We start from the raw sequence: 19,603 nt of genomic DNA on the forward strand, positions 1-19,603 counted from the left end.
GTGCGAATGAACGGCAACCTGATAAAGGCCGGGATCGCGGCCCTGTGGACCTACGGCGGCCGCGGCATCGGCCTGCTGTGGACCGTCGCGCTGATCGCCAAGCTGGGGATCTCCGATTACGGCCAGTACGCGATGGCCTTCGCCCTCGCCGCGATTCTGGCTGCGCCACTGGATCATCCGTTCACCGTGCGCTCGATTCGCGTGACCGAACGCGATTTCCTGGGCGAGCGCACTACCCGCGTACTCGTCGGTGCCGTGCTCGTCGTCGCTGGGCTGTGTCTGGTACAGGTCAGTTACATCGCCTGGTTCGCCCTCGTCATCGGCGGTGGCGAGCTGGTCTTCAACGCATACAAGAGCAGGGCACTGCGCGACGGCCGTCCCGACCTCACACAACGACTGGACACCACGAGGCAGGCAACGTCCATCGCGCTGGCGACGGCGTACTTGTTCGCCGTTCCCGACCCCACGTTGACAATCGCCAGCCTGCTCTACGCCGCACCGTATTTCGTGATCGCACTGCTCGCAGCCCTGCAGGCCCGGGTAGCCGCGCCGCGCGTTCCCGGCTCGTGGCGCGAGATGTCGATGCTGTTCTCGGAGAACCTCGCCAACGCGGTCTACATCCAAGGCGACGTGCTGCTGCTCGGCTTCCTCACCGATTCCACCATCGCCGGCTACTACTCCGTTGCCGCGGTGACCGCCTGGGCGGTGGCCTTCATCGGACAGGCCTTCGGCAACACATTCCACGAAAAGCTGCGTGCAGCAGATGGACTCGTCAGCGCCGGACCGGCCTTGAAGCACACCGCGGCTCTCGGCACCGCCGCCGGCTCACTGCTGCTGGTGGCCGGCCTCCTGCTCTTCTTCACGCCCGCGTCGGATCAGATCGCGGGCGCTCTGGTGGTGATGTCGCTGTTCGTGGTGATGCGGGTGATGAATCACGTGTTCACCACCGTGCTCTACCTCCAGCACCGCGACCGCACGCGAGTGCTGGCGGCCGCAACCCTGGCACCGTTGAAAATGGTCCTCGTCCTGTGTCTGTTCCCGTTCGGTGCCGTCGGCGCAGCCGTCGCCTCGGTGATCACCGACGCCGTACTGCTCGTCTGGTTCATGCGCGCCCTGTACCGCACTGCGGTGAAAGACAATTCGGTGAAAGAAGAGGTGCCGCAATGAGACGCGCGACGTTCCTGCTGTCCAAGGACCCCGTCACCGAACACGGCGGCGACATCGCACTGTCCCGTTTGATGATGCAGCTCGCCCGTGAGGCGTTCGAGGTGCGATCGATCTGCCTGTCCAAGGAGACCGACGTCGTCCCCGACGTGGTGCGCGTCCCCAAGCCGACCGTCGACGTCGCTCTGCTCCTGAAGTCGGTGCGGCCGACGCGCTCGGTGGTACACGGACGCTACGACGTCGACGCCTTCCGCGACGCCATCGACGCATCCACCTCCGATGTGTATGTGGCCGAACACAGTTACATGGCCGAATCGTTCCTCCGCTCGGCCAAGATGGGGTCACCGTTCGCGATCAACACCGTCAACACCGAATCGCAGGTGTGGAAGGTGACCCGTGGACTGATCGGCCGTATCGAGGCACCCCGCATCCTGCGGGACGAAATCCGCGTCGCCCGCGCGGCCCATGCCGTCGGGACCTACGACGCCGACGAGGCCCAGATGTACCGAGACAACGGAGTCCGCGACGCTCGGTGGATCGACCTCACCCTCGAACCCGCGCCGCAACTCGACCTGTCCCAGACCGCGAAGCGCTTGGTGTTCATGGGGACTCGCGATTGGCCACCGAACCAGGAGGCCTTCAAGATCGCGCTCGAGTACTGGCCGGCGATCTCGGCGGGAATCGAGGGTGCCGAACTGTGCATCATCGGTGCCAAGGCTCCCGGTGCCAAGGATCCCGTCTACCCCGCCGGCGTTCGCGATCTCGGCTTCGTCGACGATCTGCAGGAATTCCTCGGCACCTGCCGGGCACTGATCGCCCCGGTCGCCACCGGCGGCGGCGTGCGCGTCAAGATCCTCGACGCAGCCAGCAAGGGACTTCCCGTCGTCGGTACCTCGGCCGCCGTCGGATCACTGGATTCGATCTTCGAGCTGCCCACGTTCGACGACAAGGAGCAGTTCGTCGCCGAATGCCGCCGCTACCTGCTCGACCGCACCGCCGCCGTCAAAGCGGGGGAGCGAATCTACGAGCTGAACACCGCGCGGTGGAACGACCGTGTGCCCCATTCGACCGTCGAAGCACTGATCAGCGCCCCGTTGACGAGCACTTAGGATGACCGCCATGACCTTCCGCTCACGCCTGCTCACCGTTGCCGCAGCCGCCGCGATCGCTGTCGGACTCTCCTCGCCCGTCGCGCAGGCGGCCCCGGCCGACCTGGGCTTCACCGGTGGCGCACCGTTTCTGACGCTCGACGACGCCACGCTGAACAACGAACTCGGTGCAGGACGCGACATCGGTGCCTCGTGGGTACGGGTGGTCGTGAACTGGGCCGCAATCGAGACGGCCCCGGGAGTCTTCGACTGGGGCAACACCGATCGCGTGATCAACGCCGCGAGAGCGCAGGGCTATTTCGTACTGGCCGTGCTGGGCGGAACCCCCGGATGGGCGCAGGGCGGCATCGCCTCACCACTTCCCGGCGCAGTTCCGCTCGATCCCAACACCTTCGGCGCATTCGCCGGCGCAGCCGCTGCGCACCTCGGTGATCGCGTCGACCACTACGAGGTGTGGAACGAGCCCAACATCCCCACCTTCTTCGCACCCGTCGATGCAGTCCGCTACACGAACATGCTGCGCGCGGCCTACCCCGCGATCCACAACGCCGACGCCGGAGCCACCGTGCTGAGCGCCGGACTGGCGACCACCATCAACGCCGGAGCCTGGACCGTCGCGCCGGTGACCTTCCTGCAGCAGATGTACGCCGCCGGAGCAGCCGGATTCATGGACGCCGTCGCCATGCACCCCTACACCTTCCCCTTCACCGTCGAGAACGACCCCAACGGCCAATGGGCACAGGTGGATCAGGCCTACGGCACGATGGCAGCCAACGGAGACGGCGGCAAGAAGATCTGGATCACCGAGCTCGGCGCACCCACCGGCACCGGCGCGGGAGCTGTTCCCGAGGATCTGCAGGCCGCCATCATCGGCTCGAGCCTGGCCAAGGCGTCGTCGCTCCCCTACGTCGGCCCGGTGTTCGTGCACTCCCTGCGGGACTCAGGAACCAACCTCGCCGACACCGAACAGAACTACGGACTGCTCCGCAGTGACTTCAGCGCCAAGCCGGCCTACGACGTGGTGCGGGGTTCGTAGCGGACGATCAGTCTTCTGCGGTCGCGCTGTGACAGCCGGCGCGAATGTGTGCACGCATGATGGCCTCCACCCACTCGGCGTCCTCGCATTCCAACGCGTCGACGATCTCGAGGTGATGTGCTGCGCTGCGCGAGATCTCCTTGGCGCTGTACTTGCGAAAAGTTCGTGCTGCAACAAGAGGTTTGAGCAACGCGATGGCCATCTCCGCCATTCGCGCGTTCGGACACTTCGACAGCACGGCAGTGTGGAAGGCGTTGTTCAGACGCGCGATCTCCGGCAGGTCCTCGGCCTCGACGACGATGTCGTGCATCCGCTGCGCCGTACGACGTAGCTCCGCCAGTTCCTCGACCGAGAAATGGCCCGTGGCAAGCTTGGCGGCGTGCGGTTCCAGGAGCGACCGAGACGAGTAGATCGCCTCGACCGTCTCGCGGGTGAACTCGGTGACCCTGGCCCCCTTGTTCTTCTCCACCGTGACCACGCCCGTGGTGGCCAGAGTGAGAAGCGCTTCACGCACCGGAGTCCGGCTGACGCCGAGCCGCCCGGCGAGTTCGGCCTCGTTCAGCTTCTCGCCCGGGCTGTACAGACCCGAGACGAGCAGGTCCAGGATCTTGTCGCTCAGCTCGGACACTGTGTGTGCCCGGCCGTCGGAGGTGTTCTCACACGGGCCATTGTGCATCAGCGAGCTGTTGCCTGGTGCCACCTCGGGAGACGAACGAGTACGACGGCGTTCCGGTGAACCTCTCACCGGCCCGCACCATTGCCAGATAGGCATCGAGGTCGATGCCCGTCTCGATCCCGAGCGAATCCAACAGCGCCACCACGTCCTCCATCGGGACGTTGCCCAGAACGGACGGGTCGCCGGGAAACCACATGTCTCCGCCGAGGCCCCCGAAGGACGCCTCGATCCAATCCGCTCCCGCAGACAGGCTCGCCAACGCGTTGACGGTGCCGAAGCCGTTGCGGTTGTGCAGATGAACCCCCACCGGGATCCCGGGGTGACGGCCCTTGACGCGTCGAACACCGTCGTAGAACTCGTTGGGAGTTTCCACCCCGCTCGTGCCCGCCAGGTACAAGGAGTCCGCTCCGGCATCGACCACGCGCTCGATCACCGCATCGAGCTGGGCAGCGTCGACCGCGCCGCGGCACGGAGCGAAGAAGGCGGTCGCCACCGCCGCGCTGACTTTCTTTCCCGAGCGATGCCCCTGGTCGACGATCGCAGTGAAATCGTGCAGCAACTGCTCGGGCGTCGAATTCTGGTTCTTCGCGGCCATCTCGCGATCGACCGGGATGATCGCGACGATCTCCTCGATCTGCGTGTCGCAGGCCCGTTGTGCGCCGCGAACATTGGGTACCAGCGCCTTGTAGTGGACGCCGTCTCGTCGCGGTGCCTGCTCGATGATGCGTTCGGCATCGCTGAACTGCGGCAACACTTTCGGGTGCGCGAAGGACGTGATCTCGACGGTGGTCACACCGGAATCGACGATTCCGTGCAGCAGCTCGAGTTTGTGGTCGGTGTCCACGAACTGCGATACCGCCTGCAGACCGTCTCGTAGGCCGACCTCGACCAATCTCGCGCTCGTGGGCAACCCGTCGAACACCATCAGATGGTCCCCGCGGCACGGAAGCCGTCGATGGCCTCGCGCGTGAATTCGCCGACGGTGCTGAGGATTTCGTCGGTGTGCTCGCTGAGCTTCGGGCCGGGCCAGCGCACCGACCCGTCGGTACGACTGAGCCGGGGGAACGTGTTCTGCATCGGCACCTCGCCCAGGGTCGGATGCGGGGTGGTGATGATGGACTTGCGGGCGATGAACTGCTCGTCGCCCAACATGTCCTCGGGTCGGTAGATCTTGCCGACCGGAACCGAATGCGCGAGCAGCAGCTCTTCGAGTGCACGCGCGTCGTGCTCGATGGTGAACTTCCCGACCATCGCGTCGAGCTGTTCCTGCCGCTCGCCACGCGCACCGTGCGTGCTGAACTGCGGGTCGGTGGCCAACTCCGGCATACCCATCGCCTCGGCGAGACGTGCGAACACCGTGTTCTGGTTGGCTGCGATCAGGACCCATCCGCCGTCCGCGGTGGGGTAGACGTTGCTGGGCGCGACATTCGGCAGAATGGCACCGCTGCGTTCGCGCTGATAGCCCGAGATGACCCACTCCGGCACAATCGATTCCATGATGCCGAGTACGGCCTCGTAGATGGCCGAATCCACCACTTGTCCACGGCCACTGCGGGTTCGTTCGTACACCGCACCGAGTGTCCCGATGGCGGCGAACACCGCAGCCAGGGTGTCACCGATCGAGATTCCGACCCGTGACGGCGGCGTCGAGGGATCTCCCACCACGTAGCGCAGTCCGCCCATCGCCTCACCGATGGAGCCGTAGCCGGCGCGCGAGGAGTACGGGCCGCTCTGACCGAATCCCGAGACCCGAGCCAGCACCAGACCCGGGTTGTCGGCCGAGAGCGTGTCGTAGTCCATCCCCCACCGCTCCAAGGTTCCCGGGCGAAAATTCTCGACGACGATGTCGGACCGCGAGATCAACGTCCGCGCGATGCCCTGCCCCTCGGGGGTGCGCAGGTCGACCGTCACCGATTTCTTGTTGCGACCGACGACCGACCACCACAGCGATTCGCCCTGCGGACGCGTCCGACCCCATTCACGCAATGGGTCTCCGGTTCCCGGCTGCTCGAGCTTGATCACCTCGGCACCGAGATCGCCGAGAATCTGCCCGCAGAACGGCCCGGCGATCAGCTGACCCATCTCGATGACGCGCAGGCCCTCGAGGGGGCCGGTTGACGCCGGCCGAGGTGTACTCGTCTCATCCGTGGCTCGATCGTCGACAGTCACAGCTTCTCCTCTATTGCATGCAATCAATGTTTCGTTCCAGGCTCTGGCCCAATTCTACCAGCAATCGGTGTTCTTTTGCATACAATCAGGTTGACGTAGTGATCCGCAACACATACCGTTGCGGCAGCCCGATCCCCTCATCGCGCACCGAGATTTCAGGAGAGTTCGTTGACGTCAACCCGCCCGACCGAATCCGAAGTCGACACCCAGGACGGTGAACGCGCGTCGGACATGAATTCGACCCTCGGTTTGCCGATGCGCTGGTTCGTACCCATGGCGCTGGCGATCATCGTGCTGGCGTACCTGTTCACCCCCGCGAAGGGAATGACGGCGGGCTTCACCACCACGATGGCCCTCGGCGGCCTGCTGATGGTGATCGGTAACGCGATCCCGTGGTTCAACCGCATCGGCGGTGGCGTCATCCTCGCCATCCTGGTTCCGGCCGTGCTGTTCAGCTACAACCTGATGCCCGAGCGCACCGCTACGGCGATCGACGACTTCTACACCCTGTCGGCGTTCGGTGAATTCGTCGTCGCCGCATTGATAGTCGGCAGCATCCTCGGAATGGACCGCTCACTGCTGATCAAGGCGGGTTCGCGCATCATCGTGCCGATCGCGGCCACCATCGCGGTGTGTTTCGCTCTGTTCGGATTCATCGGGTATCTCACCGGATACGGACTCGGCAAGATGTTGTTCTACGTCGTCGGGCCAGTTCTCGGTGGAGGCGTTGCGGCAGGGGCCATTCCGATCTCCGAGATCATCGCGCAGAACACCGGCGGAGCCTCGACCGACTACCTGTCGATGCTCGTGCCCGCAGTCGTCGTGGCCAACACCGTCTGCATCGTCGTGGCGGGTGCGCTGGCGTGGCTCGGCAGGCGAAAGCCGAACCTGTTCCCCCGCTTCAACGGCAACGGCGAACTTGCCGTCACGAAGTCGAAGATGATCGTGCCGGTGGGCAGAGCAGTGTCCTCGGCAGACGCCGTTCGCAGCTCCATCATCGGATTGTTCACTGCCGGAATGCTGTTCATGATCGCCGAGGCCATGTCGTTCTACCTCCCCTCGATCCACAGCTACGTCTTCCTGATCGTGTTGTGCGCCATCGCGAAGATCTTCCTGCCCATCCCGGACTTCCTGGTTCAGGGTGCGGACATCTGGTACAAACTCGTCGCAAGCGCCTTCATCCCGGCCATCCTGGTGGCAGTGAGCATCGTGGCGATCGACTTCAAGCAGGTGCTGACCCTGCTCAACGATCCCGTGTACATGTTCTCCACCATCGCAGTCGTTTTCGTCGCCCTGTTCGCCGCCGGATTCGTGGGATGGCTGGTACATCTGCACTTCATCGAATCGGCCATCTCGGGCGGACTCGGTCTGGCCGACTTCGGCTCGAGCGGCGACCTGGCCGTACTGGGTGCCGCGAATCGACTGGAACTGCTTCCCTTCCTGTCCATCTCGTCACGCATCGGTGGCGGACTGGTGGTGTTGACTCTGTCGATCCTGGGGCCTCTCGTGCTGTGACGCGTGACCTGGCACCCACCCGCCGATGCCGAGCAGTATGGAACAACGTTCCAGTTGTGGCAGGATCTGGCCATGACGAACACGAAGCCGACATCAGCTCGACGTTCGGATGCTCTGTCGAAAGAGCGCATCGTGACGGTGGCGATCGAGATGCTCGATGAGGGCGGAACCGAGGCTTTGACGTTCCGCACTCTGGCCGCACGTTTGTCGACAGGCCCCGGAGCGCTGTACCACCACCTCGGCAACAGAGACGATCTGCTCGCGGCGGCGGCCGAAACCGTCATGGCATCGGCCTTCGAATCATCGTCCGAGAACGGTGCGGCAGAACATGATGTTCGCGGCCTGATGATGAGAGTGTTCGACGTGATCACCACTCGTCCATGGGTGGCAACGCAACTCGCCGCCGCTCCGTGGCAGCCGGCCGTCCTGCATCTGTTCGACCGCATCGGAACCGAACTCGACGCACGCGGAGTTCCGAACGATGCGCAGTTCGACGCCGCATCCGTCCTTCTGTACCACGCTATCGGGGTTGCGAGTCAGCGCGATGCCGGGAGGGAACTGGCCGCCACGGTGACGGACCGTGCGGCATTTCTCGACTCCACGCGCACAGCAGTGACGGACACCGGCGACTATCCGTTCCTGACTCGGATCGCGTCGCAGTTCGCAAGCCACGACGACCGCGAGCAGTTCCAGGCCGGAATCGACATCGTCCTGGCCGGCATCGACCGAGGTTGAACCGAACGCCAGCCGACACCCCCGCTTGACAGGCTTGGAACAGTGTTCCATTCTTGGTTGGAACAGCGTTCCAACAACGAGCGGAGACAGTCATGGGTTCATCCATCTCGATCATCGGTGCAGGCCTCGGCGGCCTGGTGCTGGCACGGGTTCTGCACGTGCACGGAATCGCCGCCACGGTGTACGAGGCCGACGCCACGCCTGACGTGCGCACCCAGGGCGGGCAGCTCGACATCCACGAGGGGGACGGGCAAGTCGCCCTGGCCGCAGCCGGGCTCACCGAGCAGTTTCGGGCCATCATTCACGAGGGAGGCGAAGCGACTCGCGTACTACGCCCGAACGGCGAGGCTCTGTTCGACGAATCCGACGACGGCACCGGGGGTCGACCGGAGGTGCTGCGCGGCGACCTGCGACGCATTCTGCTCGACTCAATGCCCGCCGACACCGTTCAGTGGGGCCACAAGCTCGCCTCCGTGCGCCCGCTGGGCAATGGGCAACACGACATCGAGTTCGAGAACGGAACAACCACGGTCAGTGATCTACTCGTCGGCGCCGACGGCGCGTGGTCACGAGTCCGATCTCTGCTCTCCGCCGCCGTGCCCGAATATGTGGGCACGGTCTTCATCGAGACCTACCTGCACGACGTCGATGCGCGTCACCCCGCCACCGCCCGGGCAGTCGGTGGTGGTGCAATGTTCGCCGTCAGCCCGGGTAAGGGAATCACCGTGCACCGAGAGGTCGGCGGCATCCTGCACACCTACGTTCAGCTCAACCGCAGCCCCGAGTGGCTCGACTCGATCGATTTCTCCGACGCCGCTTCCGCCAAAGCAACGATCGCAGCCGAGTTCGACGGGTGGGCAACGGAATTGACGGCGTTGATCACCGACGGGGAGACCGCGCTGGTTCCCCGCAGGATCTTCACGCTGCCCAACGACCACCACTGGGATCACACATCCGGAGTGACACTCCTGGGCGACGCCGCACACCTGATGCCGCCATCCGGCGACGGCGCGAATCTGGCGATGTTCGACGGTGCCGAACTCGCTCGCGCGATCGCCGATCACCGCGGCGACCTCGACACAGCTCTGTCGGTCTTCGAGAAGGCCATGTTCACCCGCAGTGAAGCGGTGGCCGTCCAGGCACACGAAACGCTCGACCTGTGTCTCGGGGAACGATCACCGTTCGGGCTGATCGACCTGATCACCGGCGTCACCACCGGCAGCTCCGGTGATCGCCTCGCGCAGTAGCGCATTCGCTGTCCGCCGCGATGTCGAGTGCGAGGGTGGGACCCGACCGCCTCCATGTCGGTCATGATGTACCGGTGCCGACTACCGATCCGTTCCATGCCCTCGTTCTGATGAACGCAGTGTTCGCCTCTGCCGCATGGAGTCTCGCCAAGCCCTCGTGGCTCGCAGCGATATCACTGGGTGTTGCCTCCATCCTGTGGTTGTTCTTCAACGCCCCCATCGAAGGCGCAGTGTTGTACGTGGTCGACGCGGACAGAGGGTTGACCGAATCCGACTTCCTCACTGTTGCCGGGGTGATCCTGGCTGGGGTGACTGTTGCCAGAGTCCGTCGCGGCCGCCGACCGGACGTCGACTCCTGAGCTGGTACCTCGTCGGTCAGATGTAGTCCTGTAGATGGATGCGCAGTCGAGTACCCGGTGATTGACTCTTCCCGTGAGTCGTCCGATGAGTAAGTCCGTCAACCGAAGTCGCTGGCCGATCGTCGTATTGGCATGCGGCGGGGCGGCGTTGGTGGCCGCGTTCGTACTCGGCCCAGCTGCGTTGCTACGCGGACGCTATCCGCAGTTCCAGGATCGATCCGTCATGAGTGAGCTGCTCGGCCGCGGCTTGGTCGAGTACTGGGGCAGCGGCGTCCGCACCTATCCGCCCGGCTTGGCGGAGATGGTGAACTACTGGTTCGAGTGGCACGCGATCAAGATCGTCATCTCGGTGCTGCTGACCGTGGTTCTGGGTCTGCTCGCGGCGACTCTGTGGCGGCGATCTCTGACGGCAGGCGCAGGTTACATGGTCGCTGCGGCCACTACGACTGTGCTGTCGTTGTTTTCGGTGTTTCTGACTGTGCTCAACATCCAGTCGACGGTCGCACCCGTGATCGCCCTGCTTCCGATGCTCTCCGCTGACAACGCGGACGGGCGAGCGGCGCAGTCTCTGATCGAGAACGGCGTGCAGAGCGGAGACACCAGGCCGCCTCTGCTCGAGTTGCTCACACAGGTCGAGCACTACAACTGGGCGGTGATCGTCGCTACCGCCGTCGTGATCGCGGTCGTCGGTACCGGAACCGTCATCGCCTACCGACGCCACCGGTCGTCGGACGGTGCTCACCGTCGGATGTTCGTCATCCTCGGATCACTCGGTGCAGTGATGACGATCGCGATGGCGCTGCTGTTCATTGCGGCCGTCGTTGCCGTCGTCGATCCTGGAGCAGCCCTGCTCGGCGCGGTCGGTTTCTGACTCTATTGCCGGCTGCGATCGCGGGCACGGGCACGGAATTGGCCGAGTGCGAGGACGATCAACGCGACCCCCAACAGGGTGAGGGGAATGTGGGCGAGGGGAGCGTAGATGTCGAGTACGACGAGCTGCCACACCACCCACCCGATGGTCACCAGTCCCACACACGCGACGTACACCGCCGCTTCGGACGCATCGACGAGCACCGCGGCCACGCAGATCAACGGCCCGAGGCCGAGAAAGAACAGCACGAACAACCCGGATACGCGGTAGTCCCAGGTGTGCCACGAAGGGAGCATTCCGACGTTCAACCCGAGCGACCGCCCACTGGGGTCGGAGGTCAAGGACAGTCCGTTGAACATCCCGGCTGCACCGAGCACGATCAGCAATGCCACCGTCGAGAGCTTGTTCACGGTCGCGTCATGAGTTGGTCGTCCTTCGGTCGTGGCCGCCGCACCCCGGCGTAGCTGTTGATCCTGCCAGAAGGAGGCCGCTCGGTCTTGTTCTATCCGAGAAAGCACTATGCGAGACTCGACGCATGAGCATCAAGCTCGAAAACGTCGGCATCGCCGTCCGCGACATCGAAGCCACGATCGACTTCTTCACCGAGCTCGGCCTCACGGTCCTCGGCCGCGACACGGTCAGCGGTGAGTGGGCGGACACCGCCGTCGGTCTCGACGGCAACCACGCCAAGATCGCAGTGCTGCAGACCCCGGACGGCCTCGGCCGTATCGAGCTGTTCGAGTACATCCACCCCGACGCCGTCGAGACGACGCCGACGCTGCCCAACGAGATCGGCATGCACCGCATCGCGTTCTCGGTCGACGACATCGACGCCGCTCTGGCGATTGCAGCTCGCCACGGTTACTTTCCCCTGCGAGGCGTGGCCGATTACGAGGGCATCTACAAGCTCACCTACCTCCGCGGGCCGAGCGACATTCTTCTGATGTTCGCCCAATCGCTTTCGACTCCCGAAAGCTAAGTCACCGCGTTGGCAGCTCGAACAACCGCGTCGAGGGTGGCAGACAGGACGGAGCGATCGATACCGGCCGCCCATCCGGAGCCTGCGGCAGTGCGATATTCGAGCATCGTGACGGCATCGCTGTCGTTGCCGGCCCGCACACTGGTCTGGGTCAGACCGAGAATCTCCACGTGACGGCCATGCGCGGCCAACGCGTCGACGAGTGCCTCGACCGGCCCGACGCCCCTGTGTGACGTGCTGTAGGACGTCCCGTCGATCTTCAGCGTGACGCAGGTGTCGGCGGAACCGTTGTCATCGTGAGAGTCGAAGCCGATCAGCGTCACATCTGCATCGCCGATATCGATGTACTCCGCCCTGAAGATGTCCCAGAGCTGCTCGGCCGACAGTTCGGTACCGATCGAATCGGTGCGGTTCTGCACGTGCCGGGCGAGGTCGATCTGAAGGCGACGCGGGAGTTCGATGCCGTAGCCGGTTTCCAGAAGATAGGCGATTCCTCCCTTGCCCGATTGCGAGTTCACTCGAATGACAGCGTCGTACGAGCGACCGATGTCGTTGGGGTCGATCGGCAGATATGGCACCCGCCATTCGATCTCGTCCTCGGAGCGACCTTCGCTCACCGCTCGCGTGCGGTGCTCGGCGAAACCCTTCCTGATGGCGTCCTGGTGCGTACCACTGAAGGCGGTGTGCACCAGATCGCCCACATACGGGTGCCGAGGATGGATCTCGAGTTGGTTGCAGTATTCGACGGTGCGGCGAATCTGGTCGATGTCGGAGAAGTCGATCATGGGATCGATACCCTGTGCATGCAAATTGAGTGCGAGAGTGGCGATATCGACGTTTCCGGTGCGTTCGCCGTTGCCGAACACACAACCCTCCACTCGTTGCGCACCGGCCAGAACTGCCAGCTCGGCGCAGGCAATGCCCGTGCCGCGGTCGTTGTGCGGATGGACCGAGAGGATCACGCTGTCTCGACGCGCAAGGTTGTTGTTCATGTACTCGATCTGGTCTGCATAGACATTCGGTGTCGCCACTTCCACGGTGGCAGGCAGATTCAGGATGACCGGCCGCTGCTGCGTAGCGTCCCACGCAGTCGTGACTGCATCGCAGACGTCGAGAACATAGTCGGGTTCGGTGAGATTGAAGACCTCGGGTGAGAACTCGAACCGCACGTTGGGCAGGTCGCCGGCAAGTTCGAGAACGTCGGCCGCACCCGAAAGTATCAGTGAGCGAAGCTCGTTGGCCTCGCGGCCGAGTACCACCTCACGCCACGTCGGAGCAGTGGCGGTGTACATGTGGATCACGACGTCGTTGGTGATGCCGCGAATCGACTCCACCGTTCGCTCGATCAGGTCGCGTCGAGCCGGGGTGAAGACCACCACGGTGACGTCGTCGGGTGCGAGATCGGTGTGGGCAAGCAGTCGCACGAAATCGAAATCGGTTTGCGAGGCCGACGGATAGCCGACTTCGATTTCCTTGTAGCCCATGGCAACCATCAACTCGAAGAACTGCTTCTTGCGGGCAGGATCCATCGGCTCGGGAAGCGCTTGGTTACCGTCGCGGAGATCGACAGGTACCCACAGCGGTGCCTCGGTCAGCCGTCGGTCCGGCCATTGACGTTCCGTAAGCGGAATGTCGACCTTCGAGTAGACGTCACGGTAACGATGTGACGGCATCTGGGAGCGCCGCTGCCGATTCCAGGTGGGCGCACCGGAGGGGACGGGACCAGCGGGAGTGGACAGGGTGGGAAATGCAGACATGGTGGAGGTACCTGTTCTGATCGGACGGTGAGACGAACCGGCAGGCATCGGACTCCACGACGGGGTTGCCGGTCCTGGCTATGCCCCGTCGTGGCCGATAAGGAGAAGGCCCGTGAATGTGCGCATGCGAGCAATGTATCACTACTCCTCAGACAAGCTGAGGAGTAGTGTTCCAGTGTGACCGCGATACGCCGAACATCCTTGGCCGATCAGGCCGCCGAACTTCTGCTTGCACGAATTCAGTCCGGCGAGTGGCCGATCGGCACCAAACTGCCAGGTGAAACCACCCTTGCCCCCATGTTCGACGTCGGTAGATCGACGATGCGCGAGGCCATCAGACAACTGGCGGGGCGCGGAATCCTCGTCACCCGGCAGGGCTCCGGAGTCTTCGTCGAATCACTCGACGAGGCACGGACGGAATGGGACCGAGTTCTGCAGCGGGTTCACATCACCGCAGTCCTCGAAGCCCGCCTCGCGATCGAAGGTGAGGCCGCCGCCCTCGCCGCAATCAGACGCACCCCCACCGATCTCGACACCATTCGCAGCTCACTCGAAACGCGCAACACCGCTCGCAGCGACGCAGTCGATCTGGTGAACGCGGACATGGCTTTTCACCGCTCCATCGTGGTCGCGTCACACAACGACATTCTGCTCGGACTCTTCGACTCCATGGCACCACGTCTCCGCGACGCCATGATCGACATGTTGCGAATGGCCGGATCGTTCGGCGACAAGGCCGACCACGACACGCACGCAGACGTCGTCGAGGCAATCGGGGCCCGCGATTCACAAAAAGCTCACGTCCTCACACGCGCGCACCTGCTGGAGTTGTCGGAGTCGATGAATCCGTCGATGTAACGGGCCGGCAGGTAAGGGAGGAACAAGGTGTATCCGGGATGGGACTACATGCGGAGCGACAGCTTGGTGTGGCGACTACCCATGTACGCGGGGACAATTGGCCCTGAAGGCAATCCAGCGTTCGAGCCACCTGTTGCGTGGTCACGCGCGCTCGAGGCCGTGGCACGGGACCTGGAGTGCCTGCGGTTCGGGCGTGAAGTCAACCTGCGCCCACTCGTATGGGAGTTCGAGATCACCCCCCAATACTGCGTGATAATCGGGTGGGCCGGAGCCAAGGGCATCGGAGGTTTCGGCCGAGGCGACGGTATGTCGATGGATTCGACCTACCCCGACGCCGCCGTATGGGTGGCCGAGACGGTACAAACGGAGTTGGCCGGATACGAATTCGTGCAGTGGCCGAGCCACGGCAAGCACTTACTGAAGCCGTCCGCCCACTCGAACGTTGCGCGATGGATAGATCCGCACGACAACACCGTGGTGGCCGATATCGGATCTCTCTGCCTTCCCTGAGGAGTTTTCACACAGGGCTGAGTCGTGTTCGCAGCAAACAGAATTCGTTACCTTCGGGATCGGCGAGCACGTGCCACGACTCCTGGCCGGTCTGACCGATGTCCACTCGTCGTGCGCCGAGCGCGAGAAGTCGTTCCAATTCGGCGTCCTGATCCCGATCGGTTGCGCTGACGTCGATATGCAAGCGAGGCTTCGCCTTTTCGGGATTCTCGTTACGACTGAGGATGATGGTCGGCTGCGACCCTCCGAACGCCTCTGTTCTCATCGGAATTGCCCGGGTATGCGACCTCGATGGCCGAACACGCTACCGATCCCGCGCCAACCGCGGCAGATCCCGACGGTCGGACAAGAACGACGAGAAGGATGCGCAAGCCGTGGAGCAGGGTCGCAAACTGCGGGAGGAACACAACCCGGAACAGTGAGCTCAGCGAAAGAGCTAGACTTCCCGACGCCGCGTCCAACCACCTTTGGAGTCTCCACATGCCCCAGCTGAAGACCGTCAGCGAATTCACCGGCAAGTGGTTCGCCCTGATCGTCGTGGCCGCAGGAGCGCTGGCCCTGATCACTCCCGACACGTTCAGCGGCGGCACACCGGCCGTTCCGTGGCTGCTGTCGATCATCATGCTCGGCATGGGAATGACGTTGCGGCTCTCCGACTTCGCTGTCGTCGCCCGGCGACCGTGGGCACTGTTGCTCGGGGTCGCCGCGCAGTTCATCGCGATGCCGCTCCTCGGACTCGGTATTGCCAACGCGCTCGGACTGTCGGCGGCACTGACCGCAGGCATGGTGTTGGTCGGCTCCGCACCGGGCGGTACCGCATCCAACGTGATGGTCTATCTGGCCAAGGGCGATACCGCACTGTCGGTGGCGATGACCTCGGTGTCCACCCTGCTCGCACCGATACTCACGCCACTGCTGGTGCTCTGGCTCGCCGGTGAATACCTGCCGGTCGACGCCGGTGGACTGTTCGTCTCGATCCTGCAGATCGTGCTGGTACCCGTCGTACTCGGAGTTGTTCTGCGCCTGCTGTTTCCGGCGATCATCGACCGCATGCTCGACGCCCTGCCGCTCATTTCCGTCGCCGGAATCACCGCCGTTGTCGTCCTCGTGGTGGCCGCCAGCGCCCCGACTTTGCTGTCCATCGGCGCTCTCATCGTCGTGGCCGTGGTTCTGCACAATTCGCTCGGACTCGCGGTGGGGTACGGCATCGGCAAGGCGTGCGGACTCGATGTCGCCAGCCGACGCGCGATCAGCATCGAGGTGGGTATGCAGAACTCCGGCCTGGCCGCAGCACTCGCGTCGGTCCATTTCAGCCCCGCGGCGGCTCTGCCCGCGGCCATCTTCTCCGTGTGGCACAACGTCTCCGGCTCACTTCTGGCCAGCTACTGGTCCAGGCGATCGATCGAACCGCGGCCGGCCGAGCTCACGCCGGAGTCGACACGTACGACGACCGAGTAGAACCCGCACGCTGGATTTCGACACAGAATCCGGTGCAGCTGACCGCGCTGAGCGCGGTCGGCTGCACCGGATTTTTCGGTTCTGCTCCGCACCGTCCTTGCGTTATCTGCATTCATTATGCAATATATGCATTACGCTCAGTGTCCGCCGAGCTCGACGTCGAGGAGGCCCCATGATCACAGTGACCAGCGCCGCGGGTGGTGTCGGACGCTTGCTCGTTCGACAGCTCGCTGCGCAGAACGTGCCGGTCCGGGCGGTGGTCAAGAACACGACGCAAGCCGAGACCACCCGCGGGGACGGAGCCACCGAGATCGTCGTGGGTGATCTCCGATCTCAGGACACGCTCCATACCGCCCTGGCAGGGACCGACGCCCTCTACCACGCTGCACCGACGCAGATCATCGACGAGAAGCCGATCATCGATCACCTGATCGCAGTGGGACCGGCAAGCGGATTGCAGCACATAGTTTTTCATTCCGTGATCCATCCGAACCTGCACCAACTGACGCACCATCACCAGAAGGACATCGCCGAAGGGATGCTGCGAGACAGCGGAATTCCCACCACGGTGCTCAGGCCGTCGCACTACATGCAGAACTACTTGGAAGTGTGGGAATTTCTGCAGGCCGGAGTGATGCCCTACCCGGTTTCACCGGACAGCGTCATGGGCGTTGTCGACGTAGCCGACGTGGCCGAAGCCGCCGCGAACATCCTGATCGACCCATCGCCGCACAAAGGTCGCGTCTACGACCTGTCCACCGTGGAACTCACGCGTCACGAGATGGCAGAGATCTGGTCCGATGTGCTCGGCCACAAGGTGACTGCCCTTCGGATCCCGCCGTCGTCGCTGACGAACTCACTGACGGTGCTGCCTGCGCTTGCCCCGGTCATCGGACATGCGTTGGTCTCGACCAAACTGAAATCCATCGGCCACCTCGTTCGTGGTGCCAAGGCTGCGTCCAACCCGCGTGACATGAAGAACTGGCCCGCCGACGCACGCACGGCGTACCGAACGATGATGACCCACTACGACGGCTACGGCCTACCGGCAGGAGACCTGAAGGTTCTTCCGACGCTGCTCGGCCGTGCTCCCACATCGTACGAACAGTTCGCACGGCGTTCGGCCGCTGAGCTCGGGCGGTCGGACCGATGATGCGCCGAGGGCCCCACTACCGTCCCGGCCGGTCGTTGGTCACCGGCGCGAGTTCCGGAATCGGTGCCGAATTCGCCCGAGCGCTGGCGGCACGAGGATCCGATCTCGTACTCGTCGCACGACGAGAAGAGCGACTGACCGCTCTAGCGGAGGAGCTCGAGCAGAAGCACGGAATCCGTTGCCGCACAGTGGTCTGGGACCTGTCGGAAAAGTCGAGCGGACGCCGACTGCGCGAGCTGGTGCCCGAGCGGATCGATCTCGTCGTCAACAATGCAGGGTTCGCCGTACAGGGACCGTTCGCGGACGGCGATGCCGACGACTTCGAGCGCCTCGTCGCCGTAGACATCCGCGCGGTCGTCGACATCTGTTCGGCGTTCCTGCCGGACATGATCGACCGCAGGGACGGGACCATCGTCAACGTGGCCAGCACGACTGCGTTCCAGCCCGTTCCGTCGCTCGCGGTGTATGCGGCCGCCAAAGCATTCGTTCTGAGCTTCAGCCAGTCCCTGTGGTACGAGTCTGCCAAGAACGGAGTCAGGGTGTTCGCACTCAATCCCGGGCCGACCCGCACCGAATTCTTCGATGTCATCGGAGACTCCGCCGCAGCGACCGGTACCTACCAAACACCGAACGAAGTCGTGGACACTGCCATGCGCGCACTCGACGCCAGAAGGTCTCCGCCGCAGGTGATCTCGGGCCGACGAAATACTGTTCAGGCCATCGCGGCGGGTCTGGTCCCCGCGCGAATTCTGTTGCCCGCCCTCGCGCGCATGCTTCACTAGTACGGTTCCGAACGCGGCGTTCTCCCGACTCCCCCACCGAAATGTAGTGTCACGAACATGGCCAGGGTCTCCAGATTCACACTCGCCGATCGGCAGGAAGCGGTCGCGCGCGCCTTCGGCGGTGCCGAAAGCCCAGCGAGCGTGGCGACCTCGCTGGGTATCCACACCACCACGCTCTATCGCTGGGCCGGATCGTCGACCACCGACGAGCCCGGGCCCGCAGCGGCCCGACTGATCGAGGCCACCCAGGAGCTGTTGCGTCACGCCGACTACTCGGACATCACGATCGAAAGCGTTGCTGCCCGATGCGGTCTCGCACCGAGAACGGCGTTCCACCACTTCCCCACCAAACGTGAGCTGTTCCAGGCGGCGGTCGACGACGCCGCCACCGTACTGATCGGCCGCATTCACGAGGGCTCGATCGCCGCGACGTGGCCCGACTCGCCACTCGAGCAATTGCAGACGTTTCTTCACATCGCGGCAGCGAGCATCTACGACACCCCGCGTACCCATGTGCTGTTCCGCAATCTCGGAGTACCGAGATCCGAGGGCTCGGCAGAACGCTGGCACGACAGCTTCGTCGATGCGATCGCACAACTACTGAGGGCCGCGGCGGAAGCACGACAGATTCGCAGCGACACGGACATCGTCGCGACCGCACACCTCCTCACCGGCACCATGCGAGGGATTCACACAGCAGTATTCGAGGGCACGGACGCTGCCACCGCATTGAGCCTCGTCGACAGGGTTCACTTGTTGGTCCCACCTCGCTGACATCAAGTACGAGTCGAATACCTGAGCACAACAACGGAATTACGGTTCGGTGAAGGGCCGGTCGCACTACGCCCGCGAACGAAAATCATCTCGAGCCGGACCTGCTACCTCGACTTGTACTTCTCTCGGTGTGGTCATCGATCTCTCTCGGACAACCCCGCCCATACGCCGTGACGTTCCTCGAACGTCATGCAATGGTCGTAACACGAGTCGATGACCGGACACGCCGTGCAGATCAGCTTGGCGGCGCGTTCGCGCTCGGACTGTTCGCGACTGCTCTCGTTTCCGTCGCCGTAGAACAGATACCCGAAGCCGCGACAGTGTGCGTCTGCCTGCCATACCCACTGTTCGACCAGTGGCACCAGCACTTTCCGATTCCCTCTGTTCATTGCTTTCGACCCAGTCTTCTTTCACTGCGCACGATGGGCCCCGAGGCGTCCTGCCTCGGGGC

Annotated in this window: 21 protein-coding genes and 1 pseudogene; 15 read left to right on the forward strand and 7 right to left on the reverse strand. The window is 63.8% G+C overall.

The annotated features are described in order from the left end of the window. The first annotated feature begins 6 nt into the window (after positions 1-6). From CH296_RS06995 to CH296_RS07005, 3 genes are read left to right on the forward strand one after another with little or no spacing between them, the layout of a single operon-like run. Positions 7-1,167 (forward strand): lipopolysaccharide biosynthesis protein, encoded by a 1,161-nt coding sequence (locus CH296_RS06995; protein ID WP_032396561.1) that lies wholly within the window; start codon positions 7-9, stop codon positions 1,165-1,167. Then, entirely contained in the window at positions 1,164-2,273 is a 1,110-nt protein-coding gene (locus tag CH296_RS07000) for a glycosyltransferase family 4 protein (RefSeq protein WP_094645998.1), read from the forward strand. The genes CH296_RS06995 and CH296_RS07000 overlap by 4 nt, the downstream gene beginning before the upstream one ends. A 1-nt stretch (position 2,274) precedes the next feature. Next, entirely contained in the window at positions 2,275-3,309 is a 1,035-nt protein-coding gene (locus CH296_RS07005) for a hypothetical protein (protein WP_256980367.1), read from the forward strand. A 7-nt stretch (positions 3,310-3,316) separates the two neighbouring features. Here the strand turns inward: CH296_RS07005 and CH296_RS07010 are convergent, their stop codons facing one another. The 3 genes from CH296_RS07010 to CH296_RS07020 are packed head-to-tail and all read right to left on the reverse strand — an operon-like array spanning position 3,317 to position 6,154. Beyond that, complete coding sequence (locus tag CH296_RS07010; RefSeq protein WP_032396563.1) at positions 3,317-3,937, reverse strand: GntR family transcriptional regulator; 621 nt, start codon at positions 3,935-3,937, stop codon at positions 3,317-3,319. A 28-nt stretch (positions 3,938-3,965) separates the two neighbouring features. After that, positions 3,966-4,910 carry a pyruvate carboxyltransferase gene (locus CH296_RS07015; protein WP_094645999.1) on the reverse strand — a complete coding sequence of 315 codons (945 nt, stop codon included), beginning with the start codon at positions 4,908-4,910 and terminating at the stop codon, positions 3,966-3,968. Beyond that, the gene (locus tag CH296_RS07020; protein ID WP_045197130.1) at positions 4,910-6,154 is read right to left on the reverse strand and encodes a CaiB/BaiF CoA-transferase family protein; all 1,245 of its coding nucleotides are present in this window, start codon (positions 6,152-6,154) and stop codon (positions 4,910-4,912) included. The genes CH296_RS07015 and CH296_RS07020 overlap by 1 nt, the downstream gene beginning before the upstream one ends. A 168-nt stretch (positions 6,155-6,322) precedes the next feature. Here CH296_RS07020 and CH296_RS07025 point away from each other — a divergent pair, with 168 nt between their 5' ends. The 5 genes from CH296_RS07025 (at position 6,323) to CH296_RS07045 (ending at position 10,881) form a co-directional block, all read left to right on the forward strand. Continuing rightward, the gene (locus tag CH296_RS07025; RefSeq protein WP_256980368.1) at positions 6,323-7,669 is read left to right on the forward strand and encodes a 2-hydroxycarboxylate transporter family protein; all 1,347 of its coding nucleotides are present in this window, start codon (positions 6,323-6,325) and stop codon (positions 7,667-7,669) included. Between the two features lie 72 nt (positions 7,670-7,741). Continuing rightward, positions 7,742-8,404, forward strand: coding sequence for a TetR/AcrR family transcriptional regulator (locus tag CH296_RS07030; protein ID WP_094657572.1), 663 nt, complete (start codon positions 7,742-7,744; stop codon positions 8,402-8,404). A gap of 92 nt (positions 8,405-8,496) precedes the next feature. After that, positions 8,497-9,651, forward strand: coding sequence for an NAD(P)/FAD-dependent oxidoreductase (locus CH296_RS07035; protein ID WP_094684363.1), 1,155 nt, complete (start codon positions 8,497-8,499; stop codon positions 9,649-9,651). 74 nt (positions 9,652-9,725) lie between these two features. Next, the gene (locus CH296_RS07040; protein ID WP_094683526.1) at positions 9,726-10,010 is read left to right on the forward strand and encodes a hypothetical protein; all 285 of its coding nucleotides are present in this window, start codon (positions 9,726-9,728) and stop codon (positions 10,008-10,010) included. An 85-nt stretch (positions 10,011-10,095) separates the two neighbouring features. Next, positions 10,096-10,881 (forward strand): hypothetical protein, encoded by a 786-nt coding sequence (locus CH296_RS07045; RefSeq protein WP_094684364.1) that lies wholly within the window; start codon positions 10,096-10,098, stop codon positions 10,879-10,881. A 2-nt stretch (positions 10,882-10,883) separates the two neighbouring features. Here CH296_RS07045 and CH296_RS07050 read toward each other — a convergent pair whose 3' ends face one another. Then, positions 10,884-11,291: a hypothetical protein gene (locus CH296_RS07050; protein WP_094683444.1), complete on the reverse strand. Its 408-nt coding sequence runs from the start codon at positions 11,289-11,291 to the stop codon at positions 10,884-10,886. 125 nt (positions 11,292-11,416) lie between these two features. Between CH296_RS07050 and CH296_RS07055 the strand changes: the two genes are divergently transcribed. Beyond that, on the forward strand, positions 11,417-11,860 hold the full coding sequence (locus CH296_RS07055) for a VOC family protein (protein WP_094684365.1): 444 nt from the start codon (positions 11,417-11,419) through the stop codon (positions 11,858-11,860). Here the strand turns inward: CH296_RS07055 and CH296_RS07060 are convergent. After that, positions 11,857-13,617, reverse strand: a complete 1,761-nt coding sequence (locus CH296_RS07060) for a 2-isopropylmalate synthase (RefSeq protein ID WP_094684366.1) — start codon at positions 13,615-13,617, stop codon at positions 11,857-11,859. The genes CH296_RS07055 and CH296_RS07060 overlap by 4 nt on opposite strands. A 177-nt stretch (positions 13,618-13,794) precedes the next feature. Between CH296_RS07060 and CH296_RS07065 the strand changes: the two genes are divergently transcribed. Beyond that, positions 13,795-14,475 carry a FadR/GntR family transcriptional regulator gene (locus tag CH296_RS07065; protein WP_094684367.1) on the forward strand — a complete coding sequence of 227 codons (681 nt, stop codon included), beginning with the start codon at positions 13,795-13,797 and terminating at the stop codon, positions 14,473-14,475. Positions 14,476-14,502: 27 nt separating this feature from the next. Continuing rightward, positions 14,503-14,985 (forward strand): hypothetical protein, encoded by a 483-nt coding sequence (locus CH296_RS07070; protein WP_256980369.1) that lies wholly within the window; start codon positions 14,503-14,505, stop codon positions 14,983-14,985. Between the two features lie 7 nt (positions 14,986-14,992). Here CH296_RS07070 and CH296_RS07075 read toward each other — a convergent pair. Then, a pseudogene (locus CH296_RS07075) lies at positions 14,993-15,241 on the reverse strand (VOC family protein); the annotation flags it as partial. Between the two features lie 224 nt (positions 15,242-15,465). On the opposite strand from CH296_RS07075, the gene CH296_RS07080 reads away from it, so the two are divergent. From CH296_RS07080 to CH296_RS07095, 4 genes are all read left to right on the forward strand, one after another. Further along, complete coding sequence (locus CH296_RS07080) at positions 15,466-16,443, forward strand: bile acid:sodium symporter family protein (protein ID WP_094684368.1); 978 nt, start codon at positions 15,466-15,468, stop codon at positions 16,441-16,443. Positions 16,444-16,615: 172 nt separating this feature from the next. Then, a complete protein-coding gene (locus CH296_RS07085; protein ID WP_094684369.1) occupies positions 16,616-17,596 on the forward strand; it encodes an NmrA family NAD(P)-binding protein in 981 nt (326 codons plus the stop codon). After that, positions 17,593-18,378 carry an SDR family oxidoreductase gene (locus tag CH296_RS07090; RefSeq protein WP_256980370.1) on the forward strand — a complete coding sequence of 262 codons (786 nt, stop codon included), beginning with the start codon at positions 17,593-17,595 and terminating at the stop codon, positions 18,376-18,378. The genes CH296_RS07085 and CH296_RS07090 overlap by 4 nt, the downstream gene beginning before the upstream one ends. Positions 18,379-18,435: 57 nt before the next feature. Next, the gene (locus CH296_RS07095; RefSeq protein ID WP_094630484.1) at positions 18,436-19,152 is read left to right on the forward strand and encodes a TetR family transcriptional regulator; all 717 of its coding nucleotides are present in this window, start codon (positions 18,436-18,438) and stop codon (positions 19,150-19,152) included. Positions 19,153-19,286: 134 nt separating this feature from the next. On the opposite strand, the gene CH296_RS07100 is transcribed toward CH296_RS07095, so the two are convergent. Further along, the gene (locus CH296_RS07100; RefSeq protein WP_094684371.1) at positions 19,287-19,541 is read right to left on the reverse strand and encodes a WhiB family transcriptional regulator; all 255 of its coding nucleotides are present in this window, start codon (positions 19,539-19,541) and stop codon (positions 19,287-19,289) included. Positions 19,542-19,603 lie beyond the last annotated feature (62 nt).

This window comes from Rhodococcus sp. 14-2496-1d (assembly GCF_002259365.1).
Lineage (GTDB): Bacteria > Actinomycetota > Actinomycetes > Mycobacteriales > Mycobacteriaceae > Rhodococcoides.

Excerpts from the sequence above, each read along its gene's own strand:
- CH296_RS07060 (WP_094684366.1), bottom strand. The coding sequence starts at position 13,617 with ATGTCTGCATTTCCCACCCTGTCCACTCCCGCTGGTCCCGTCCCCTCC.
- CH296_RS07030 (WP_094657572.1), top strand. The coding sequence starts at position 7,742 with ATGACGAACACGAAGCCGACATCAGCTCGACGTTCGGATGCTCTGTCG.
- CH296_RS07045 (WP_094684364.1), top strand. The coding sequence starts at position 10,096 with ATGAGTAAGTCCGTCAACCGAAGTCGCTGGCCGATCGTCGTATTGGCA.
- CH296_RS07085 (WP_094684369.1), top strand. The coding sequence starts at position 16,616 with ATGATCACAGTGACCAGCGCCGCGGGTGGTGTCGGACGCTTGCTCGTT.
- CH296_RS07100 (WP_094684371.1), bottom strand. The coding sequence starts at position 19,541 with ATGAACAGAGGGAATCGGAAAGTGCTGGTGCCACTGGTCGAACAGTGG.
- CH296_RS07000 (WP_094645998.1), top strand. The coding sequence starts at position 1,164 with ATGAGACGCGCGACGTTCCTGCTGTCCAAGGACCCCGTCACCGAACAC.
- CH296_RS07095 (WP_094630484.1), top strand. The coding sequence starts at position 18,436 with ATGGCCAGGGTCTCCAGATTCACACTCGCCGATCGGCAGGAAGCGGTC.
- CH296_RS06995 (WP_032396561.1), top strand. The coding sequence starts at position 7 with ATGAACGGCAACCTGATAAAGGCCGGGATCGCGGCCCTGTGGACCTAC.
- CH296_RS07055 (WP_094684365.1), top strand. The coding sequence starts at position 11,417 with ATGAGCATCAAGCTCGAAAACGTCGGCATCGCCGTCCGCGACATCGAA.
- CH296_RS07005 (WP_256980367.1), top strand. The coding sequence starts at position 2,275 with ATGACCGCCATGACCTTCCGCTCACGCCTGCTCACCGTTGCCGCAGCC.
- CH296_RS07035 (WP_094684363.1), top strand. The coding sequence starts at position 8,497 with ATGGGTTCATCCATCTCGATCATCGGTGCAGGCCTCGGCGGCCTGGTG.
- CH296_RS07080 (WP_094684368.1), top strand. The coding sequence starts at position 15,466 with ATGCCCCAGCTGAAGACCGTCAGCGAATTCACCGGCAAGTGGTTCGCC.
- CH296_RS07015 (WP_094645999.1), bottom strand. The coding sequence starts at position 4,910 with ATGGTGTTCGACGGGTTGCCCACGAGCGCGAGATTGGTCGAGGTCGGC.
- CH296_RS07090 (WP_256980370.1), top strand. The coding sequence starts at position 17,593 with ATGATGCGCCGAGGGCCCCACTACCGTCCCGGCCGGTCGTTGGTCACC.